Source organism: Paraburkholderia xenovorans LB400, from assembly GCF_000013645.1.
GTDB classification, from domain to species: domain Bacteria; phylum Pseudomonadota; class Gammaproteobacteria; order Burkholderiales; family Burkholderiaceae; genus Paraburkholderia; species Paraburkholderia xenovorans.
Genome location: NC_007951.1, coordinates 1,546,206 through 1,562,327, shown reverse-complemented (window position 1 = coordinate 1,562,327; position 16,122 = coordinate 1,546,206). Strand labels below are relative to the sequence as shown.

At 61.0% G+C, this 16,122-nt stretch carries 18 protein-coding genes; 4 read left to right on the top strand and 14 right to left on the bottom strand.

Annotation, left to right across the window (positions count from 1 at the left end; all coding sequences use genetic code 11):
- Positions 1-29: 29 nt before the first annotated feature.
- The 7 genes from BXE_RS07005 to BXE_RS06975 all read right to left on the bottom strand — a co-directional run bounded on the left by BXE_RS07005 (position 30) and on the right by BXE_RS06975 (position 9,793).
- Positions 30-1,337 (bottom strand): MFS transporter, encoded by a 1,308-nt coding sequence (locus BXE_RS07005; RefSeq protein WP_011487664.1) that lies wholly within the window; start codon positions 1,335-1,337, stop codon positions 30-32.
- 167 nt (positions 1,338-1,504) lie between these two features.
- Positions 1,505-2,422, bottom strand: coding sequence for a LysR substrate-binding domain-containing protein (locus tag BXE_RS07000; protein WP_011487663.1), 918 nt, complete (start codon positions 2,420-2,422; stop codon positions 1,505-1,507).
- A 121-nt stretch (positions 2,423-2,543) separates the two neighbouring features.
- Positions 2,544-3,806 carry an MFS transporter gene (locus tag BXE_RS06995; protein ID WP_011487662.1) on the bottom strand — a complete coding sequence of 421 codons (1,263 nt, stop codon included), beginning with the start codon at positions 3,804-3,806 and terminating at the stop codon, positions 2,544-2,546.
- Positions 3,807-3,976: 170 nt separating this feature from the next.
- A complete protein-coding gene (locus BXE_RS06990; protein WP_011487661.1) occupies positions 3,977-5,110 on the bottom strand; it encodes an acyltransferase family protein in 1,134 nt (377 codons plus the stop codon).
- Between the two features lie 106 nt (positions 5,111-5,216).
- Positions 5,217-6,125 (bottom strand): methyltransferase, encoded by a 909-nt coding sequence (locus BXE_RS06985; protein WP_011487660.1) that lies wholly within the window; start codon positions 6,123-6,125, stop codon positions 5,217-5,219.
- Positions 6,126-6,203: 78 nt separating this feature from the next.
- Entirely contained in the window at positions 6,204-9,002 is a 2,799-nt protein-coding gene (locus tag BXE_RS06980) for a bifunctional diguanylate cyclase/phosphodiesterase (RefSeq protein ID WP_038456538.1), read from the bottom strand.
- Positions 8,999-9,793, bottom strand: coding sequence for a substrate-binding periplasmic protein (locus BXE_RS06975; protein ID WP_011487658.1), 795 nt, complete (start codon positions 9,791-9,793; stop codon positions 8,999-9,001). Before BXE_RS06975 ends, BXE_RS06980 begins: the two co-directional genes overlap by 4 nt.
- A 500-nt stretch (positions 9,794-10,293) precedes the next feature.
- Between BXE_RS06975 and BXE_RS06970 the strand changes: the two genes are divergently transcribed.
- The gene (locus tag BXE_RS06970; protein WP_148222922.1) at positions 10,294-10,722 is read left to right on the top strand and encodes a hypothetical protein; all 429 of its coding nucleotides are present in this window, start codon (positions 10,294-10,296) and stop codon (positions 10,720-10,722) included.
- Here BXE_RS06970 and BXE_RS47835 read toward each other — a convergent pair.
- From BXE_RS47835 to BXE_RS43285, 6 genes are all read right to left on the bottom strand, one after another.
- A complete protein-coding gene (locus BXE_RS47835; RefSeq protein WP_011487655.1) occupies positions 10,719-11,543 on the bottom strand; it encodes a patatin-like phospholipase family protein in 825 nt (274 codons plus the stop codon). The genes BXE_RS06970 and BXE_RS47835 overlap by 4 nt on opposite strands.
- A complete protein-coding gene (locus tag BXE_RS06960; RefSeq protein WP_011487654.1) occupies positions 11,540-11,989 on the bottom strand; it encodes a hypothetical protein in 450 nt (149 codons plus the stop codon). Before BXE_RS06960 ends, BXE_RS47835 begins: the two co-directional genes overlap by 4 nt.
- Before the next feature lie 10 nt (positions 11,990-11,999).
- Complete coding sequence (locus BXE_RS06955; protein WP_038456540.1) at positions 12,000-12,332, bottom strand: hypothetical protein; 333 nt, start codon at positions 12,330-12,332, stop codon at positions 12,000-12,002.
- Positions 12,329-12,697, bottom strand: a complete 369-nt coding sequence (locus tag BXE_RS06950) for a hypothetical protein (RefSeq protein WP_148222921.1) — start codon at positions 12,695-12,697, stop codon at positions 12,329-12,331. Before BXE_RS06950 ends, BXE_RS06955 begins: the two co-directional genes overlap by 4 nt.
- 79 nt (positions 12,698-12,776) lie before the next feature.
- Positions 12,777-13,442, bottom strand: a complete 666-nt coding sequence (locus tag BXE_RS06945; RefSeq protein ID WP_233518810.1) for a glycoside hydrolase family 19 protein — start codon at positions 13,440-13,442, stop codon at positions 12,777-12,779.
- Positions 13,409-13,804: a hypothetical protein gene (locus tag BXE_RS43285; protein WP_011487652.1), complete on the bottom strand. Its 396-nt coding sequence runs from the start codon at positions 13,802-13,804 to the stop codon at positions 13,409-13,411. Before BXE_RS43285 ends, BXE_RS06945 begins: the two co-directional genes overlap by 34 nt.
- 188 nt (positions 13,805-13,992) lie before the next feature.
- Here BXE_RS43285 and BXE_RS06935 point away from each other — a divergent pair, with 188 nt between their 5' ends.
- Genes BXE_RS06935 through BXE_RS06925 form a run of 3 tightly spaced genes read left to right on the top strand, consistent with a single transcriptional unit; the run spans position 13,993 to position 15,922 of the window.
- The gene (locus BXE_RS06935) at positions 13,993-14,286 is read left to right on the top strand and encodes a hypothetical protein (RefSeq protein ID WP_038456546.1); all 294 of its coding nucleotides are present in this window, start codon (positions 13,993-13,995) and stop codon (positions 14,284-14,286) included.
- 2 nt (positions 14,287-14,288) lie between these two features.
- Positions 14,289-15,002, top strand: a complete 714-nt coding sequence (locus tag BXE_RS06930) for a hypothetical protein (RefSeq protein WP_038456548.1) — start codon at positions 14,289-14,291, stop codon at positions 15,000-15,002.
- A gap of 59 nt (positions 15,003-15,061) precedes the next feature.
- Positions 15,062-15,922, top strand: coding sequence for a TylF/MycF/NovP-related O-methyltransferase (locus BXE_RS06925; protein WP_148222920.1), 861 nt, complete (start codon positions 15,062-15,064; stop codon positions 15,920-15,922).
- Here BXE_RS06925 and BXE_RS06920 read toward each other — a convergent pair.
- Positions 15,919-16,122, bottom strand: coding sequence for a hypothetical protein (locus tag BXE_RS06920; RefSeq protein ID WP_038456549.1), 204 nt, complete (start codon positions 16,120-16,122; stop codon positions 15,919-15,921). The two genes, BXE_RS06925 and BXE_RS06920, sit on opposite strands and share 4 nt — an antisense overlap.

Here is a 16,122-nt window from a genome sequence, read left to right as displayed (position 1 = left end):
CCGCCGGACACGCCGCTTCATTCTTGCCTTCAGACCCCGCCCCGGCGCGGATCACGCACGAAGAACGTACCCGCCAGACTGACGGCCGCGGCGATCATCACGTAGATGGCGGGCGCCATGTTGCTGCCGGTCGAGGCGATCAGCCACGTGATAAAGAACGGCGCGAAGCCGCCGAAAATCGTCACCGCGAAGTTATAGGCAACGGAGAGACCTGTCGACAGCACCTTGGTCGGAAACAGTTCGGAGAACGCAGCAAGGATCGGCCCGGTATAGGCGGCGATCAGCACGCCGAACACGCCCTGAAACACCATCAGCGAAGCGAGGCCAGGCACCCGGTTGATATACGTGAACATCGGCCACGCGAGCAGCAGGATCAAGACCGCCGCACCCGAGAGAAAACGGCGGCGGCCGAAGCGGTCGGCCAGGCTGCCGACCACCGGCGAGAAGCACATGATCATCAGACCGCCGAGCATACCGGCAAGAAAGCCGGTGGACTGCGGCAGGTGCAGGGTGCGCACCGAATAGGTCGGCATATAGAACAGCAGCACATAAGTGCATACGGTCCACAGAATCACCATCGAAAAACTGGCGAACGTCTCGCGCGGAAAACGGCGGAATACTTCGGCAAGCGGAGAATCGTTCCGGGCTTCTTCGGCCACGGCGCTGAACGCCGGTGTTTCGTCCATGCGGCTGCGAATGAAATAACCGACCGGCCCGATCAGAATGCCGATCAGGAACGGCATTCTCCAGCCCCACGAATGCAGTGCGTCGGCACTCAGGCTCGCCGTCACGAACGTGCCGACCGCCGCGCCCAGCAGCACCGCAAAGCCGATGCTCGACTGGATCCAGCTCGAATAGAACGCCCGCTTCTCCACGGGCGCGTATTCCGTGAGAAAGGCGGTCGCGCTGCCCATCTCGCCGCCGGCTGAAAAGCCCTGCAGCAGGCGCGCTACCACGATCAGCACCGGCGCCCACAGACCGATCTGGTCATAGGTCGGCGCGAGGCCGATCAGCGCGGTGCCCGCCGCCATCAGCAGAATGGTCAGCGAGAGCGCCGCCTTCCGGCCCACTTTGTCCGCATACACGCCGAGCACGATGCCGCCCACCGGCCGCATGAAAAAGCCGACGCCGAAGGTGGCCACGGCGAGCAGCAGCGAGCTCAGCTCATTGCCGGTCGGAAAAAACAGCTTCGCAATGATGACGGCGAAAAAACTATACACGGTGAAGTCGAACCACTCGAGCCCATTGCCGAGCACCGTGGCGATAATGGCGCGGCGCCGCTGCCGCGCGAGCGTATCCACGGAGAGTGGAAGGTTGGATGAAAGCGTTCCCTGCATGGTCCCTTTCCTCATCTGGCTGCCTGTCGGGCGGTAGTGTCGGCATTGCGGCACGCCATGACCGGACGGCGCTTTCGCATGCATAACGCCGATCCTAGAGAGACCTGATTTGTTTCCGAAACGAAAGATTCGCATGCATGCATGCGTCTGGCGCATGCGAGCCCGTTTCAGCTCGCCGCCCTGCCCATCTGCGCTTCTGCCTGCTCGAACACCCAGCGGGTGAAAAGGCGCGCCGCCTGGTTCTGCGAGCGGTCGTTCGGCGACACGACGTAATAGCCGCCGCCGTGACTCGCCGACGCTTGCGTGGCCCGCACCAGCAGCCCTTCGCTCAGGCATGCATCGATCATGTGCCGCCAGCCGAGTACCACGCCCTGGCCGAGAATCGCCATCTGCACGAGTTGCGGATAGTGATTCACGACCACCGCCTGCGGCGACGCCGGCATCTGCACATGATTCAGACGGAACCATTCGGACCACGACATCCATTGCCGCTGGCCGTCCTCCTGCACCAGCAGCGTTTCGTGCACGAGCCCGGCGGGCGTCAGCACGCGGCCGGCGAGATATCCGGGCGAACATACCGGGTACACGTCTTCGTCGAAGAGGCGGCGCGCGGTGAAATGCGGTTCGGCGCGCTGACGGATGTAGTACAGCCCCACGTCGAATTCCGCGGGCGATAGGGACGCAAGCCCGTCGCGCACGATCATTCTGATCCTGACGTTAGGATGTGCGGCGCGAAATGCGCCGAGCCGCGGCGTCAGCCACAGCACCGCCACGCCGGACGAACACGCAATCGTCAATTCCATATCGCCGTAGCGCTTCATGACGTCCAGCGTGGCTTCCGAACAACTGGCAAGCAGCCATTGCACATGCTTCGCGTAACCTTCGCCGGCGATCGTCAAACGCAATGCGCGGTGCTCACGCACGAAAAGCGAGCGGCCAAGGAAGTCTTCCAGTTGTGCGATCTGCCGGCTGATCGCGCTCTGCGTCAGATGCAGTTCCGCGGCGGCTTTCGTGAAACTCGCATGCCGTACGGCCGATTCGAATGCGACCAGGCATTGGAGCGGAGGCAACGGGGCAATGCGCATGATGAGAGGAACCGAGTGAAGGTGCCACCATCATAGCGGGTGAAACCCCCGTCCGATCATCCGCGCGCGGGAGGTGCGAACCCTCGCAAGTTGAGAATAGGTCCGCGCCGGGTGCAGCCGGTCAATGGCTGGGCGCCAGTTCCTCTTCGCGCTCCAGCGAGCGCGTGCGGCCGAGTTGCGGGAAAAAACGCATCCATAGCAAAGCGACGGCAATGGTCGCCACGCCGCCCACCAGAACGGCCGGTTGTGCGCCCCACCACCCTGCCGTCACACCGGATTCGAATTCGCCCAATTGATTCGACGTCCCGATGAAAAGCGAATTGACCGCGCTGACGCGCCCCAGCATCTCGTCCGGCGTACGCAGCTGCACGAGCGACAGGCGCACGACGACGCTGATGGTGTCCGAGGCGCCCAGCACCAAGAGCGCGGCGAGTGACACGAGGAATTGATGCGACAGCCCGAACACCACAGTGGCCGCGCCGAACGCGATCACGCCGCCGAACATCGCCGCGCCGGGGCGGTTGCGCAGCGGGAAATGCGCGAGCCAGACGGTGCCCGCGAGCGCGCCGATGGCCGTGCCCGAACGCAACAGCCCGAGGCCGAGCGGCCCTGTGTGCAGGATATCGCGCGCGAAGACCGGCAACAGCGCGGTCGCGCCACCAAACAGCACGGCGAACAGATCGAGCGACAGTGCGCCGAGAATGACCGGCTCCCTGCGAATGAAGGCAATGCCCGAGAATACCGACTCCAGCGTGACGGGCGCGCGGTTGGCCGGCTTCGTGCGCAATGGGATGCTCCACACGGCCGCGGCGGCCGCCGCGAACGACAGCGTGCAGGCGAGATAAGCCGCACCGGGGCCGATGCCGTAGAGAAGCCCACCCAGTGCCGGGCCCGCGATCTGCGCGCTCTGATTCGCGGAGGTGGCCCATGCCGTCGCTTTGGGCAACTGCCCGCGCGACACGACGCCGGGCAGCAGCGAAGCCACCGCGGGCGACTCGAAAGCTCGCGCCGCGCCAACGCACGCGGCCAGCACATAGATGACCGGCGCGCTGATCCAGCCGCCGAAAGTGCCGCAGGCGAACAGCAACGCAGCGACGCTTTCGAGGCTCTGGCAGATGGCCGCGATTCGCCGCCGGTCGTAACGGTCGGCAACATGGCCGACCACGAGGGTCAGCACGAACATCGGTAGAAATTGCGCGAGGCCGACGAGACCCAACGCGAAGGCGCTGTGCGTGAGCGCATAGATGTGCCAGCCCATTGCCACGGCGAGCATCTGGAACGACAGCGACGAGAAGATGCGTGTGCACCAGAAACGTTGAAACGCAGGCTGTTTCGGCAGACTAACGGATGAGGGGTCGGACGGGTCGGCGGGCTCTGGGGGCATGGAGTTATTGCTCTCGACTGGGCTGGCTTGGGCGGCAGCTAGTTTAGAGCAAGATGATCTGTTTTGCTTCGCGATCCCACGCAGCGCGTCTCGCCGTGATTAGCCCACGGGGTCGATCGTGCTGCTTCGGCAGCAGTGCGGGTGCAGTGCGGCGCAACAATACGCCGCCTTCAGGCAAGCACCGCTGGGCGCGCCCGGGTGAAGCGGGACTCGACGAGCCGATAAGAGAGACCTCCGAGCGCCGCTGTCATCACGACGCCAGTCAGCATTGCGACCAGATAGGCAAGCCTGACATCCGTGAAGCGATCTTGCGCGGCCAGCGCAATGGCCGGATAAAACGGCAAGTGCCAGATATACAGGCTATAACTCGCGCGTCCCATTGAAGCAAGCGGCCTGAATTCCAGCGCGCGCACGATTGCCGAGTGCGCAGAGGAATGAATGACGCGGTAGATCATCAGCGCGATCGAAACGGCCAGAAGCGTATAACCCAATGTCTGAAGCCAGGCCAAGGTCTTGAATGGGACATCTGAAAGCGCGAGGGCAATCCAGATCGATATGAAAAGCACCGCACCGAGCATGCCGGCCACGGCCGAGCGCCTTGAGCCAAGACGGGCAGGCACGAGTGCCAGCAGGCAACCTACCGCAATCGAGTCGATCCGGCAAAGCGTGAATGTATAGATGCCGTTGTCGGAAATCCCGGCAAAATGGCATATCACCCTGAAGGCGACGGCGATCAGCAGCAGCGCCACGGCCGGGCGAAAGTATGAGCGGCAACGGGCGACGAGAAGCGGGAAGACGAGATAGAAATGCCATTCCACCGCCAGCGTCCAGAAATGCGCCATCGAGAAATACTGATCGGCAAGTGCGACCCGATCACCCAGCAGCGACTGCAGGCTGGCCGTGAATGTCCACAGCAGATACTCGTTTCCCAACACTTTGTCATGCGGATCGCTCAGCAGCGCGACAAGCGTGAATATCAGCAGGCTTGCGACGTAGGCCGGCAGCAGCCTGACTGCACGGCGCCGAATGAATGTCGAATATGACGCGAGCGAATCGACCGGCCTCTTCAATAGCGTTGTTGTGATCAGAAAACCTGAAATCACGAAAAATACGTCGACGCCTATCCAGCCGGTTGACGCAATACGCACTACACCGGTCCAGGCACCCCCCAATTCTGCCAGGCTGCTGGAAAAATAGCTCGTGTAATGAAACAGGACGACCAGCATCATGGAAATGGCCCGGAGTCCATCGAGGCCGGCTACGTAGCGCAAAGAGCTTGCGTCTCGGATGCTGTGTGTTTCCATGCGTTTATTCTACCGATTACGGAAACATTCCGGATCGTCACGCCCGGAGAAAATCGTAACCGAATTGAAATAAAGGCGGCTGAAGCAGATCCGCTGCCGTATTGCACTATGACAGCACACGTCCCAAACGCCGGACCACACGCTGCAATAGAGAAGGCGCGGCGCGCCCCTCGGGCAACGGCACGGCGGGATTCGCGGGTGGCGGCACAGGCATGGCTGCCGCCTCCATGCGTGCCCAGCTGGCGGCGGCCAACTGCACATCGGCGCACTGCTGCATATGAACCTGAAACTCGAGTTCGTTTCTCGCGGTGTCGAAAAAGTTAGCGCATGACATGCTCAACAATCCGTTTTCAACGAGTTGGCGGCAGATCCTTGCAAACGTGAGCGGCGTGAAGACCCAGACGTGCACGTCATGATAGTTGCCGTTTGCAAAGGCGTCCTGGGCAGAGGCAATCGCATCCGCGAATGTATGCGCCGGCCTTCCATTCGAACATATGCCGGCCCAGATCTCCCCTGCGCTGACGTCGTATCGCACGTTCACGATATGGTCGATGATGGCCTGCGGCTGCGGAATGCGCGCCCGCACCACATGGGCGCCCAGTACGTCGCTGATGCGCGAATCCTCCCGCATCAGATCGAAGGTGAAACGCTTGTCGGGCACGGCGAGCCGCAACTGGCCGCCGGGTTTGAGTATTGCACCGATCTCGGCGAGCCAGCCGACGAGATCGGGAACATGTTCGACCACATGGGAGGCGATCACGTAATCGACCAGCTTGCCGCCGAGCGCTTCGGACAGCGATTGCTGGCCCCATACGGCATCGACGTCCACGAGCGCGTTGATATCGACATTCGGATCGTGTTTATATTTTTCGCGCAGAACTTCTGTACTGGCGTGGTCGATGTAATAAACCGTGCCCTCCGGGCGCGTCACCACGGGTCGGCAAAGCGCACCGATTTCCGCACCGATTGCACTCGACAGATCCAGTCCAGACAGCAGTTTGACCTTGCGATCCATGCCACCACCTCCGGCAGAGGTTTCCGCTGAAGTGTACAGCATCGAAAACCGGCCGGACGGTGCGTTGCACGACGCCAGTCAGGTCATCGTATCTGAATCGACGCTTCTCTCATCGCGACCACGCCGCCGGTCTGCCATCCGGTCCCGGCATTCGAAGCTCGCCACGAACTGCTCGAAACTCCGCACGGGAAGCGGTTTGCAGAAAAGAAACCCCTGATAGGCATGGCATCCTGCTACCGCAAGAAAGTCTCTTTGCGCCTCGGTCTCGACGCCCTCGGCGATGACGCCGAGATCGAAACTGCGGGCAAGCGCCACGATGGTTCTCGCAATGTCCGCGTCGTTGGGGTCTTCCAGGATGTCGCGCACGAAGGAGCGGTCGATTTTCAGCTGGTCCAACGGCAACCGTTTCAGGTAGGACAGCGAGGAGTATCCAATGCCGAAGTCATCCAGAGAGAACGTCACGCCCCGCGCTCGAAGAGCGCCCATCTTTTCGATAATGTCCTCGACGTTTTCAACGAGCACGCTCTCGGTCAGTTCCAGCTTCAGCCGGTCCGCCCTCGCTCCTTTCCGGTTGATCACACCCAGCACGCTCTCCACGAAGTCCGGCTCACGGAATTGCCGGGCGCTCACGTTCACTGCGATCGACAGATGCGCCATCTGCGGCTCTGTTGCCCACAGCGCGAGTTGCGCACATGCGGACTCCAACACCATTCGCCCTATCTCGAGGATGAGGCCCGTTTCCTCCGCAAGCGGAATGAACTCCGCCGGAGGTATCAGGCCGCACACCGGATGCTCCCAACGCACGAGTGCCTCGGCACCCGTTATATGATCGCCGTCGACGACTTGCGCCTGATAGTGCAGAACGAAGCGGTTCTCCTCGATCGCACTGCGCAAGCCCACCTCGAGCTCGGCTCGCTTGAGCACCGTCGTTTGCATGGCGGGATCGAAGAAGCACATGGCATTGCGGCCGCGCTCCTTCGATTTATACATGGCGAGATCGGCCTGTTTGAACAGTTCGTCAGTGGAGGTCTGCTCTCCGTTGAAGACGGTGACGCCGATGCTGGCGGTACTGCGGAACTGAACCCCGTTGAGCTCGTAGGCACGGCCCAACACGGCGAGGATTTTCTCTCCCGCCGCCTCGGTCTCCGCGGTCGCGGCCGCCTTGTTCAGGCTCAGATTGCCCAGCACGACAACGAACTCGTCACCGCCCACCCGCGCGACTGTGTCTCCCTTGCTGACACTGCTGGACAGCCGGTACGCGACGTGCCGCAGCAGCAGATCGCCTTTGTCGTGGCCGAGCGTATCGTTCAACGTCTTGAAGTGATCGAGATCGATGAACATGAGCGCGCCGCAGACGTTGTTCTCGCGGCTGGCCGCCATCGACTCCCTCAGCCGGTCCAGAAGAAGTGCGCGATTGGGCAGGCGGGTCAGCGTGTCGTAGAAGGCCAGTTCCCGGATCTTCTCTTCCGACTTCTTGCGCTCGGTGATATCGCGCCCGCTCGTGCGAAAGCCGACGAAGTCGCCCCTCGCATTGCTGATCGGAACCCACGAGAGCGAGAGCCACAGCAGCGAACCATCCTTGCGCACGCAACGAAACTCGAGATCGTCGCCGCGAAAGCCCTGAAGTCCTTTCTGAAATTCCGGCGCAACACGCTCCACGTCATCCGGATGAATCAGCGTGCGCGCGAAGTTCGGCATGGCCATGCATTCGGCGACCGTGTAGCCCGTGTAGTGATCGACAGACGGATTGATCCAGCGCGGTTTCCCGTCCGGTCCCCACCAGATCTCCAGATTCACCGTGCAATCCGCAATGGCGCGAAACTTCTCTTCGCTCTCGCGCAACTCCCGTGTCATCCCCGAAGCCAGACGGATGGCGCGCTCACGCCCTGTCACCATCAGCCAGGTCAGCAGCGCCAGCAGCAGACTCAGCCCGATTCCGGCACCTGCAATCAACGGCTCCGCGTTACTGCCCAGCCGGGAGCGGAATTCGTCCGAGGCGTCCATCGACAGCATCCAGTCGCGCCCGTCCACGACCAGGTATTCGTTTGCGGACATCAGCGCGGGCGCATGCCACCCGTTCGCAGCCGGGGTGCGATATAGAAGCGCTGCGTCCGATGCCGCTACGCCGTCGTAAACGGCCAGCGAGACGCCGGCGGGCTGTTCGCCATAGAGGCTCGCCATCACGTCGTGCATACGGAACGATGCGTAGACCCAGCCGGTAATGTGCGCCCGCCGCTGCAGAACGCTCTCCTGCGTTTCACCGGACGCATAGATCGGCAGGTACATGATGAAACCCGGCCGGAGGTCCGAATCCGCGTCGATCAAAAGGTGCACCGTTCCCGAAAGCGCCGCCATGCCGGAGTCGCGGGCTCGCTCCATCGCGGCGCGCCGCACCGGATCGCTCCAGGTGTCGAAGCCGGGCGAGCTTTGCGTGATGCCGACATAAGGCTCGCGCTGAACGAGCGGCGCATAGTCCTCACGCTGCCCTTCGGGCAGGATCGTATAGCCGGGAACGCCTTCCTCGCGCATTCTCGCCACGTGGCCCGCCTTCTGCGCCGCCGGCACCCATTCGACGACGCCGACGGCGTGGATCCCGGAGAAGTTCGCGTCGAGATTGAGCGCGCCGACATAGCGCCGGAACCTGTCGCGGTCGATCGTTCCGTTCGCGGCAAACAGACTCTGCACGCCCCGCAGCATGAGCTCGTAGCTCGCCATGCGCTGTTCGATGCGGCTGACGGCATCGCCCAGGGTGTAATCAAACTGGGTGCGCAGCTCTTTGCTGGTTGCTTGCCGTTCGTGATTCCATACCGTCCACGTCACGCAGAGCGACGCGGTCAGCACGAACAGCGGCAGCAGGACGGAGCGCACCCGGATCACGGCGACGCCTTGAAGTTCACCATCGCATCGGCCAGCTCCGGCCTGAAATACTTTTCGAAGATGCGGCGCACGGTTCCGTCAGCGCGCATTTCATCCACCAGCGCCTGCCACTTTTTCCGTTCGGCCTCCGGGAGTGCTTTCTTTGACATGATCAGTCCGTGCGGCACGGAGGGATCGTTGAACTCGATGATGGTGGTCGCTTCGCGTATCTTTTTCTCTTCCAGCGCGGGATAGTCGAACGGTTCGACAATCATGCCCTGGATATGCCGCAGAATGAGCGCCTGATAGAGGGGCTCGAGTCCGCCTGCCTGGCTTATCCGGTTTTCCGCCGTCAGCTTGTCGACCAGCTGGTTGGCGGAATCGCTATAGCGAAAACTGCGGATTACCCCGAGTTGGGCATGATCGTCCTGCTCGAACTCCGCGACGTCGTGGATGCCCGCGTCTTTGCGCACGAGCAGATAATATTTGTCGCTGAAGTACCATGCGAACGAAGCATATTGATTGCGCTCGTCATTGGCAATTCCGGAAAGGCTGAAATCGAGCGCGCCCGACTCGATCAGCTTCCAGATGCGCGCGCGCGACATGAGGCTGAGCTTGATCTGGCAACCGCTGCGCCGGATCAACTCATCCGCGAAGTCCTTGTCGATACCGCTATCGGTATCGAGCGAATAGAGCAGCCCGTGGTCGTGTAATCCGAGCGTAAACGGCCGCGAACAATCCGGGCCGGCCGCAAAGACGTTGCTCACGCAACATGTCGCCAATAACACACCGCCAAGCCAGTTTCGAATCACAGCGCCTCCGTAGCGGAATGTCGCATCGTTGAATTCTTATCCATGACCCTGACCGGCGGCAAGGTCATGCCGCCGCTCCGCTCGAAAATCCGGGCCTGGTCGCGCATTTTAGGATGCTTTTCCAAGGCACCGCGTAGTCGAGGCGCAACGGGTGCCGAAAATCAGCTTTCGCAAAACCTCTGCACGCACTATCGGCTGTGCATCGTCGTTCTTGAGGCGGGCCGCAGTTTTTTTCCGCCTGCGAATTCACATCTCGGGCGACAGCATTCACCAAACTTCCGCAGCGAGTTTGCACGATACCGGCCTGCGTGGCGGCCGAAAAGGATCCCAGAAAGCAAAAACCCCGTAAGCATTTGAACTTACGGGGTTTTTAATTCGGGTTCCTGGCGGAGAGAGGGGGATTCGAACCCCCGATAGGCTATTAACCTATCAAACTGACTGGTAGAAACACCTTATCAATCATCACGTTAGGAATGGTGGAACGTGCCATAGGATAGCCATTGTTCCCGTCGTATGCCTTTGATTTCATTGATGTTGGGCGCTTTCTGTGGCACAGAAAAAGGCTCTTTCGACGGTGGCGTTATACTGTTCATCCATACAGTGTTTTGACGCCTGCCATGCACCATCGCAAGCCCTTGACCGCTGCCGAACTGGCCGAAATCTACAATCGTGAGCCGACCCCGACCGTGCTCCGTCTGCTGCAGGAAATTCATCGCCTACGCGCGACGGTAATGCGCGCGGATCAGATCCGAAGGATGATCGGCGCCGGCGGCACTGCATACGTTGCCGGGACCGTATGGGAATGTTTTGAGCGCGAACTCAATGCGGAGCCCTGCCTGACTGATCCGCAAACGCCACGTCAGGAGCAGAGGACCGAAGCGGCGATGCGCCGCCTCGAAGAGCGGCGCAAGAACGGCCGAAAGGACTAGACGCCGGCTCGCGAGATTTCGAGCGCTGACAAGGCCGCCTTTGTCGCTGCGTAGCCGTCATCGTATAAGCGCCGGCGGATATCGAGCGGCATGTTGCGATCGAACGAACTCGCATAGCCGGTGGGCACGCGCACGATGGTCGCCCCACTCCTGGTGTCGAGCTCGACGTGCGCTGCCTCGTTCGCGGCGAGCATCAAGTCAATGATCCGCGGCGCCAGCGTGCGCAAACCATAGTTGCCCGGGCGAAGCGCCGTGTCATCCGATACCAGATAGATCCCGAGCCGCGGCACGTCGTCGACGGTAAGGTCGCTCGCCGGCACGTTGTCGCATGTGCCCCCGTCGACGAGCAGCGCGCCAGCGCAGGCCACTGGCGGAAAGACGATCGGAATCGATGCGCTCGCGCGCGCAGCCATCGCGATCGGCACGTTAGGCGTGGTCTGCCGGCTGAACAGGAACTCCCTCTCGGTCAGCAGATCGGCCGCGATGATCTTCAGATCGATCGCCGAGTCGACGAACGTCTTGCCATGCGTGCTCTGCTCGAGAAACGCCTGCAGCGCGTTGCCCGTGCACAGCGACTGGTGGCGCACCACCGCCCAAGGCGAGAAACGCATCATCGGCGACCAGTCCATCTGCATGCACAGTTCGTGCATGTCCGCGAGCTTCATGCCGCCAGCGAACATCGCCGAGACAATCGAACCGCCGGACGTGCCTGCCAGTTCCACTACTTCATAGCCGGCGTCGACGATCGCCTGCAGCGCGCCAAGGTGCGCGCCGAGGCGAAAGCCGGATCCGCTCAATGCGACGCGGATCCGGTTGCTCATGATGCAATTGCTCCGCTAGCTGGCACCGGCGCCGTGGTCGACGTCGCCGGCTGTAGCGAAAGCGCGGTGTTGATGCCGGTCACCACAACGCCGACGGCCAGCGTCGCCTGCAGCTTCTGCTGATCGGTCAGGCTCGAATTCGCGATCACCGCTACAACGATCGGGAATGTTGCCTGCACGAGTTTGCGAATATCGACGGTCGTCACGGTCAAAGCCGCGCCGGCGGCGCAAACCGCGTCGACGTCCGGCTGAATCTGGTTCGTCAACGTGGCTTGCGCGCCGCCGGTGAAGACGCCGGACTTCTGCAGCACATCGATTTCGGATTGCACGCCCGGACAGATGTTGGCGGCGATCTGCGCCGGCGTCTGGGTAGGAGCGGAGGCACAGCCGACAAGAGCGACGGCCGCGACAAGGCCTGCCGCGAGCAGCATGGATAAGCGTTTCATGGGGGATCTCTTACTTGAGGGTTTTGATTGCCGTAACGGCTGCCGAAGCGGCCGCCGCTGCGACGTCGGATGCCGCTGCCGCGGCGGTTGCTTGCCCCTGGAAGGCCTGAACGTCGGTCTCCCTGAGCGAGATGCTGTAATCGCCGGCGGCGGTGCGCGTGAAGGTCGCATCGACCGTGGCCATCTGTTTGCCGTTCCAGACCTTCAGCACGCAGCAGCTGGTGGCCACGCCGCTCGAGTTGGTGATCGGCTCGATGTCATAGCGCGCCATGCCGGCGTACCACAGCGACGCGCAACCCTGGAGGACCGCGCACGCGGCAAGCGCGATCGCGGCCCGAATCATTGCAGCGTTCCGGCCGCAGACACCGATGGCGCTATCACGGTCACGCCCGGCGCCGCGCTCACGGCAGATGCCGAAGCAGGCTCGGTGGCTGCCGACGGCGTCTGTGCAACAGGAGTCGTGATCGTCATGGCCGTAGTCGTCGATGTGGGCTCGTCGGTCGGCGTCAAGCGCGCAAGCAGTGATGCCAGCAACGGGGACACCGATGAGCCGTTGGCCGACGCGTGGTAGATACCGAGACCCACGAGGGCATAGCCGATTGCATCGACGAGCGGGCCCGGCGGCACGATGCGCATCAGAACAAGCGTCAGCCACGCGCCAAACAGGAGAATGCCGGCCAGAAATTTGACCCAGGTTGCAGAGTTCATCGAAAGCTCCAGAATGAAAAAACGCCGCTCGAGGCGGCAGATTGCGAAATTGCGAAAAATCGCAAACTCGCTGTTTATGTCACGCACCGAGCGCAGCCTTGCAGCTCGTCCAGAGCTGCTCGCGATCGTCGATGCCATTCGGTGTCGCCGTGCTGTTCGGATTGCCGAGATTGATAGCCCGGCTCAGCGTCAGAAACTCGCCTGCATCGGCATATGCGTTGAAGTTTCTATCGGCCCAGAATTGCGCTGATGCGAGCGACGCGACGTCAGGACGCACAATGAGATCGGGGTTGGCCTCGAGATCGAAGCCGATCTTCTGGCCCATCACCCGGAAGTTGTAACGACCGGTGATGCCGAGCAGGCCGCCACCGCGATAGCGAAAACCGTCGCCGGCGGTCGTATTTCCCAATGCGCGAGACTTCGGCGTGAACGGCTCATAAAGCTTCTGTTCCGGTGTCGGGCCCCACAGCTCGCGGAGCCACTGAAAGCGGCCACATTCATGGCCGCACTGCGCGAGAAAGGCCGCCTCGCGAGCCGGCGTGTCGATCTCATACAGCGCCATCGCGGCCGATAGTGGATCGGCCCACAGGGAAGCACGGGCGAGCGGAATCTGCAGCGCTTGGGCGAGCGTTTCGGGTGACATGGGGATCTCCAGCGCGACGGTCTGTGCGCGGATTAAAAGAAAGGAAATTGCACGGACGGCGTGCGTCGCTAGCCCATCAGCTTGAAGATCGCGCTCGCCCATTCCGGGATCGTCGCGCCCCACAGAATTGCCTTCATGATCACCAGCACCAGCACTGTGACCAGCCCGGGAAGAAAGACCTTACGCAGCAGGAAGGTCCACGCATCGGCTAGCCTGCAGAAAAATCGCTTCATCGCAACGCCGTCGGCCCAGGCATCGCGCATTGCTTTCGTGTCGTCCGCAATCTGACGGGTGAGCGCCGTGTTCTCTGCAACATCGCTTTTGATGTTCGCCATCTCGACATCCGTATTGCTCTGTCTGAGGTTTAACGCTTGAAATTGTTTGTCGACGTTCCGCTTCCACTGGTCCTCATGAGTGAGGCTGGAGAGTTCGTCATCGCTCAGGCTCATCGCGTTGTCTTCCATGAATCCCCGGAAATAAAAAAAGCCGCTTCCAGGCGGCTGTCTATCGAATGGTTATTCTGCTGCTTGACACTTAGGCCCAAACGTCCTACATTTGGTTTTGTTGGAAGCGCAAATGCGCGGCCCGTCTATCCGAAAGGACACCGTCATGAAAACCTGCTTTCGCATCCGTTTGGGTGCTGGATCCCGTCATGCTCTACACCCCGCCCACTCCGCAGGATCTCGACCGACTGAAGAGCGAGCTCGGCCTGTCTGCCTCCAAGATGGCATCGCTGTTCGGCGTGTCGAGCGGCCGGCAATGGCGCAACTACACCGGGGGCGAGAAGCCGCGGGATATGAATCCGCACATGCTATTTTTCGCCGCTGCCCGTCTCGAACTGGACGACAAGACGATCGAGCGAGTGCTACAACGCATGCGCCGAGTCGGGGCAATGATCGACTTGAACGCCGATTCCCAGGCGCCCGATGGAGAACAGCAACCGTAGCAATGGCGCTCGGCTGTGCAACGGCAGCCGCGCACGCCGATAACGTCAGCGACTACATTCACTTTGAGGCGGGTATCGGCGGTGCGGCATATCGCAACGGCCCCGATGGACTCTGGTATCAGCAGGGTTTCGAGCACAGCCTCAATCTGACGGCTCCATCGTTTGAGGTCGGGCTCACTGGACCGATCATCCAGCAAGAGTCATGGGGCATCGACTGGCATCTCGGATGGGCATGGCTTGGCACTGTCCACACCGATGCAATGGTGCCCAGCGCCAACACGAACACGACTTCAGGCCGCTGGGTTGGTCCCGATCTGGTCGGCGTGAACAAGTCCAATCCCTGCAGCGGCCCATGCAACAACCTGAGCCGATTCATCGGCAGCGGCCACGATCAGGGTTTCATGCTCACCGTCGAGCCGCACTACGACTACCGCGGCTGGCGCTTCGGCGTCGAAGCCGGTCCGTATCTGCACCGCTCGACGTGGAGCGAGGACGTCATCAACTGGGTTCCTGAGGCTGGCGCCACGCCGCGAAACATCCATGTCGAATACAAGCCGCAGTGGCTGGTCGGCTACGTAGTCGGCGCATCAGTCGCACGGGGCAACTTCTCGATCGCCTACCAGTATTTCGCCAACAAGGTGAACGGCAGCGCCAGCAACCCCTATCAGCCGATATGGAGCGGGACGCATGTGCTGATGGCGAAATATCGGTTCTGAGAGGCCCTCGGATAAGCTTTGGTAAGATGCAAACCGCCCGAACCATGTCAGGAAATGTAATGTCGCAAGTCACGCTGCCAGATGATTTCAACGCCGATGACTATCTGTCGCTTAACCCAGATGTGAGGTCGGCTGGAGTCGACCCGATCGAGCATTACCTGAAATACGGCTACGCCGAAAAGCGCGCTTATAGAAAAATCTCGTCGATTTTGCGGCCGAAAATCGACGAGTCTTATGAGTTCGACGGTTTGGTGTCGACCCATAACCATGACTTCATGGGCGACGCGAGATTCAAATCGGCCTATGCGCGCGGGATGCAGGCGGCGGGAGCGGACTATCAATGGTATTGGCGCATTCACATCGGTCTTTGGGCTGCTCGTTCTGCATCTCGCGTGAGGGGTGATTTTGTCGAGTGCGGAGTCAACCGTGGCTTTCTCAGCTCAGCGATTATGAAAGACCTGAACTGGGATGCGAATGGTCGTACGTTCTACCTGCTTGACACATTCCAGGGCCTTGACGAGCGATATGTTTCAGAGCGGGAGAAAGAAGGCGGCGTTCTTGAGAAAAACCGCAACGAGTTGAATACTGGCTTTTACACAGATGTCCTATCTATCGTCGAGGGAAATTTTTCTGAGTGGAGCAACAAGAGAATTATCGTCGGCAGCATCCCTGAAACCTTGGCCGAGATTCGCTCGACGGAAATCGCATTCCTTCATCTTGACCTAAACTGCAGCCCGCCTGAGGTAGCCGCAATTGAATGCATGTGGGAGAGAATTTCCGTAGGAGGGATCGTCTTGCTCGACGATTATGCCTACTACGGCTATCAACCGCAGAAAGAAGGCATGGATGATTGGAGCGCTCGAAACAATGTCCCTGTCGCAAGCCTTCCGACTGGGCAGGGGCTGATTATCAAAGCTTAGGTCACATCGATCGTGGGTTCCGGCAGTCCCCGAATCGGCGGAAAGAATTTCTGTTGTTCAGCGTAATATGCGGCCCAACGCGGATCGGAAGTGTCCACCGTGCCGCAGTTAGACCAGAATTCTGGATCGGGCGCCCCCGAAAAAAATGACACGATCGCCGTTTGTGTGCTGTCTGCGAATTGAACGTTGATAGTCGTCAT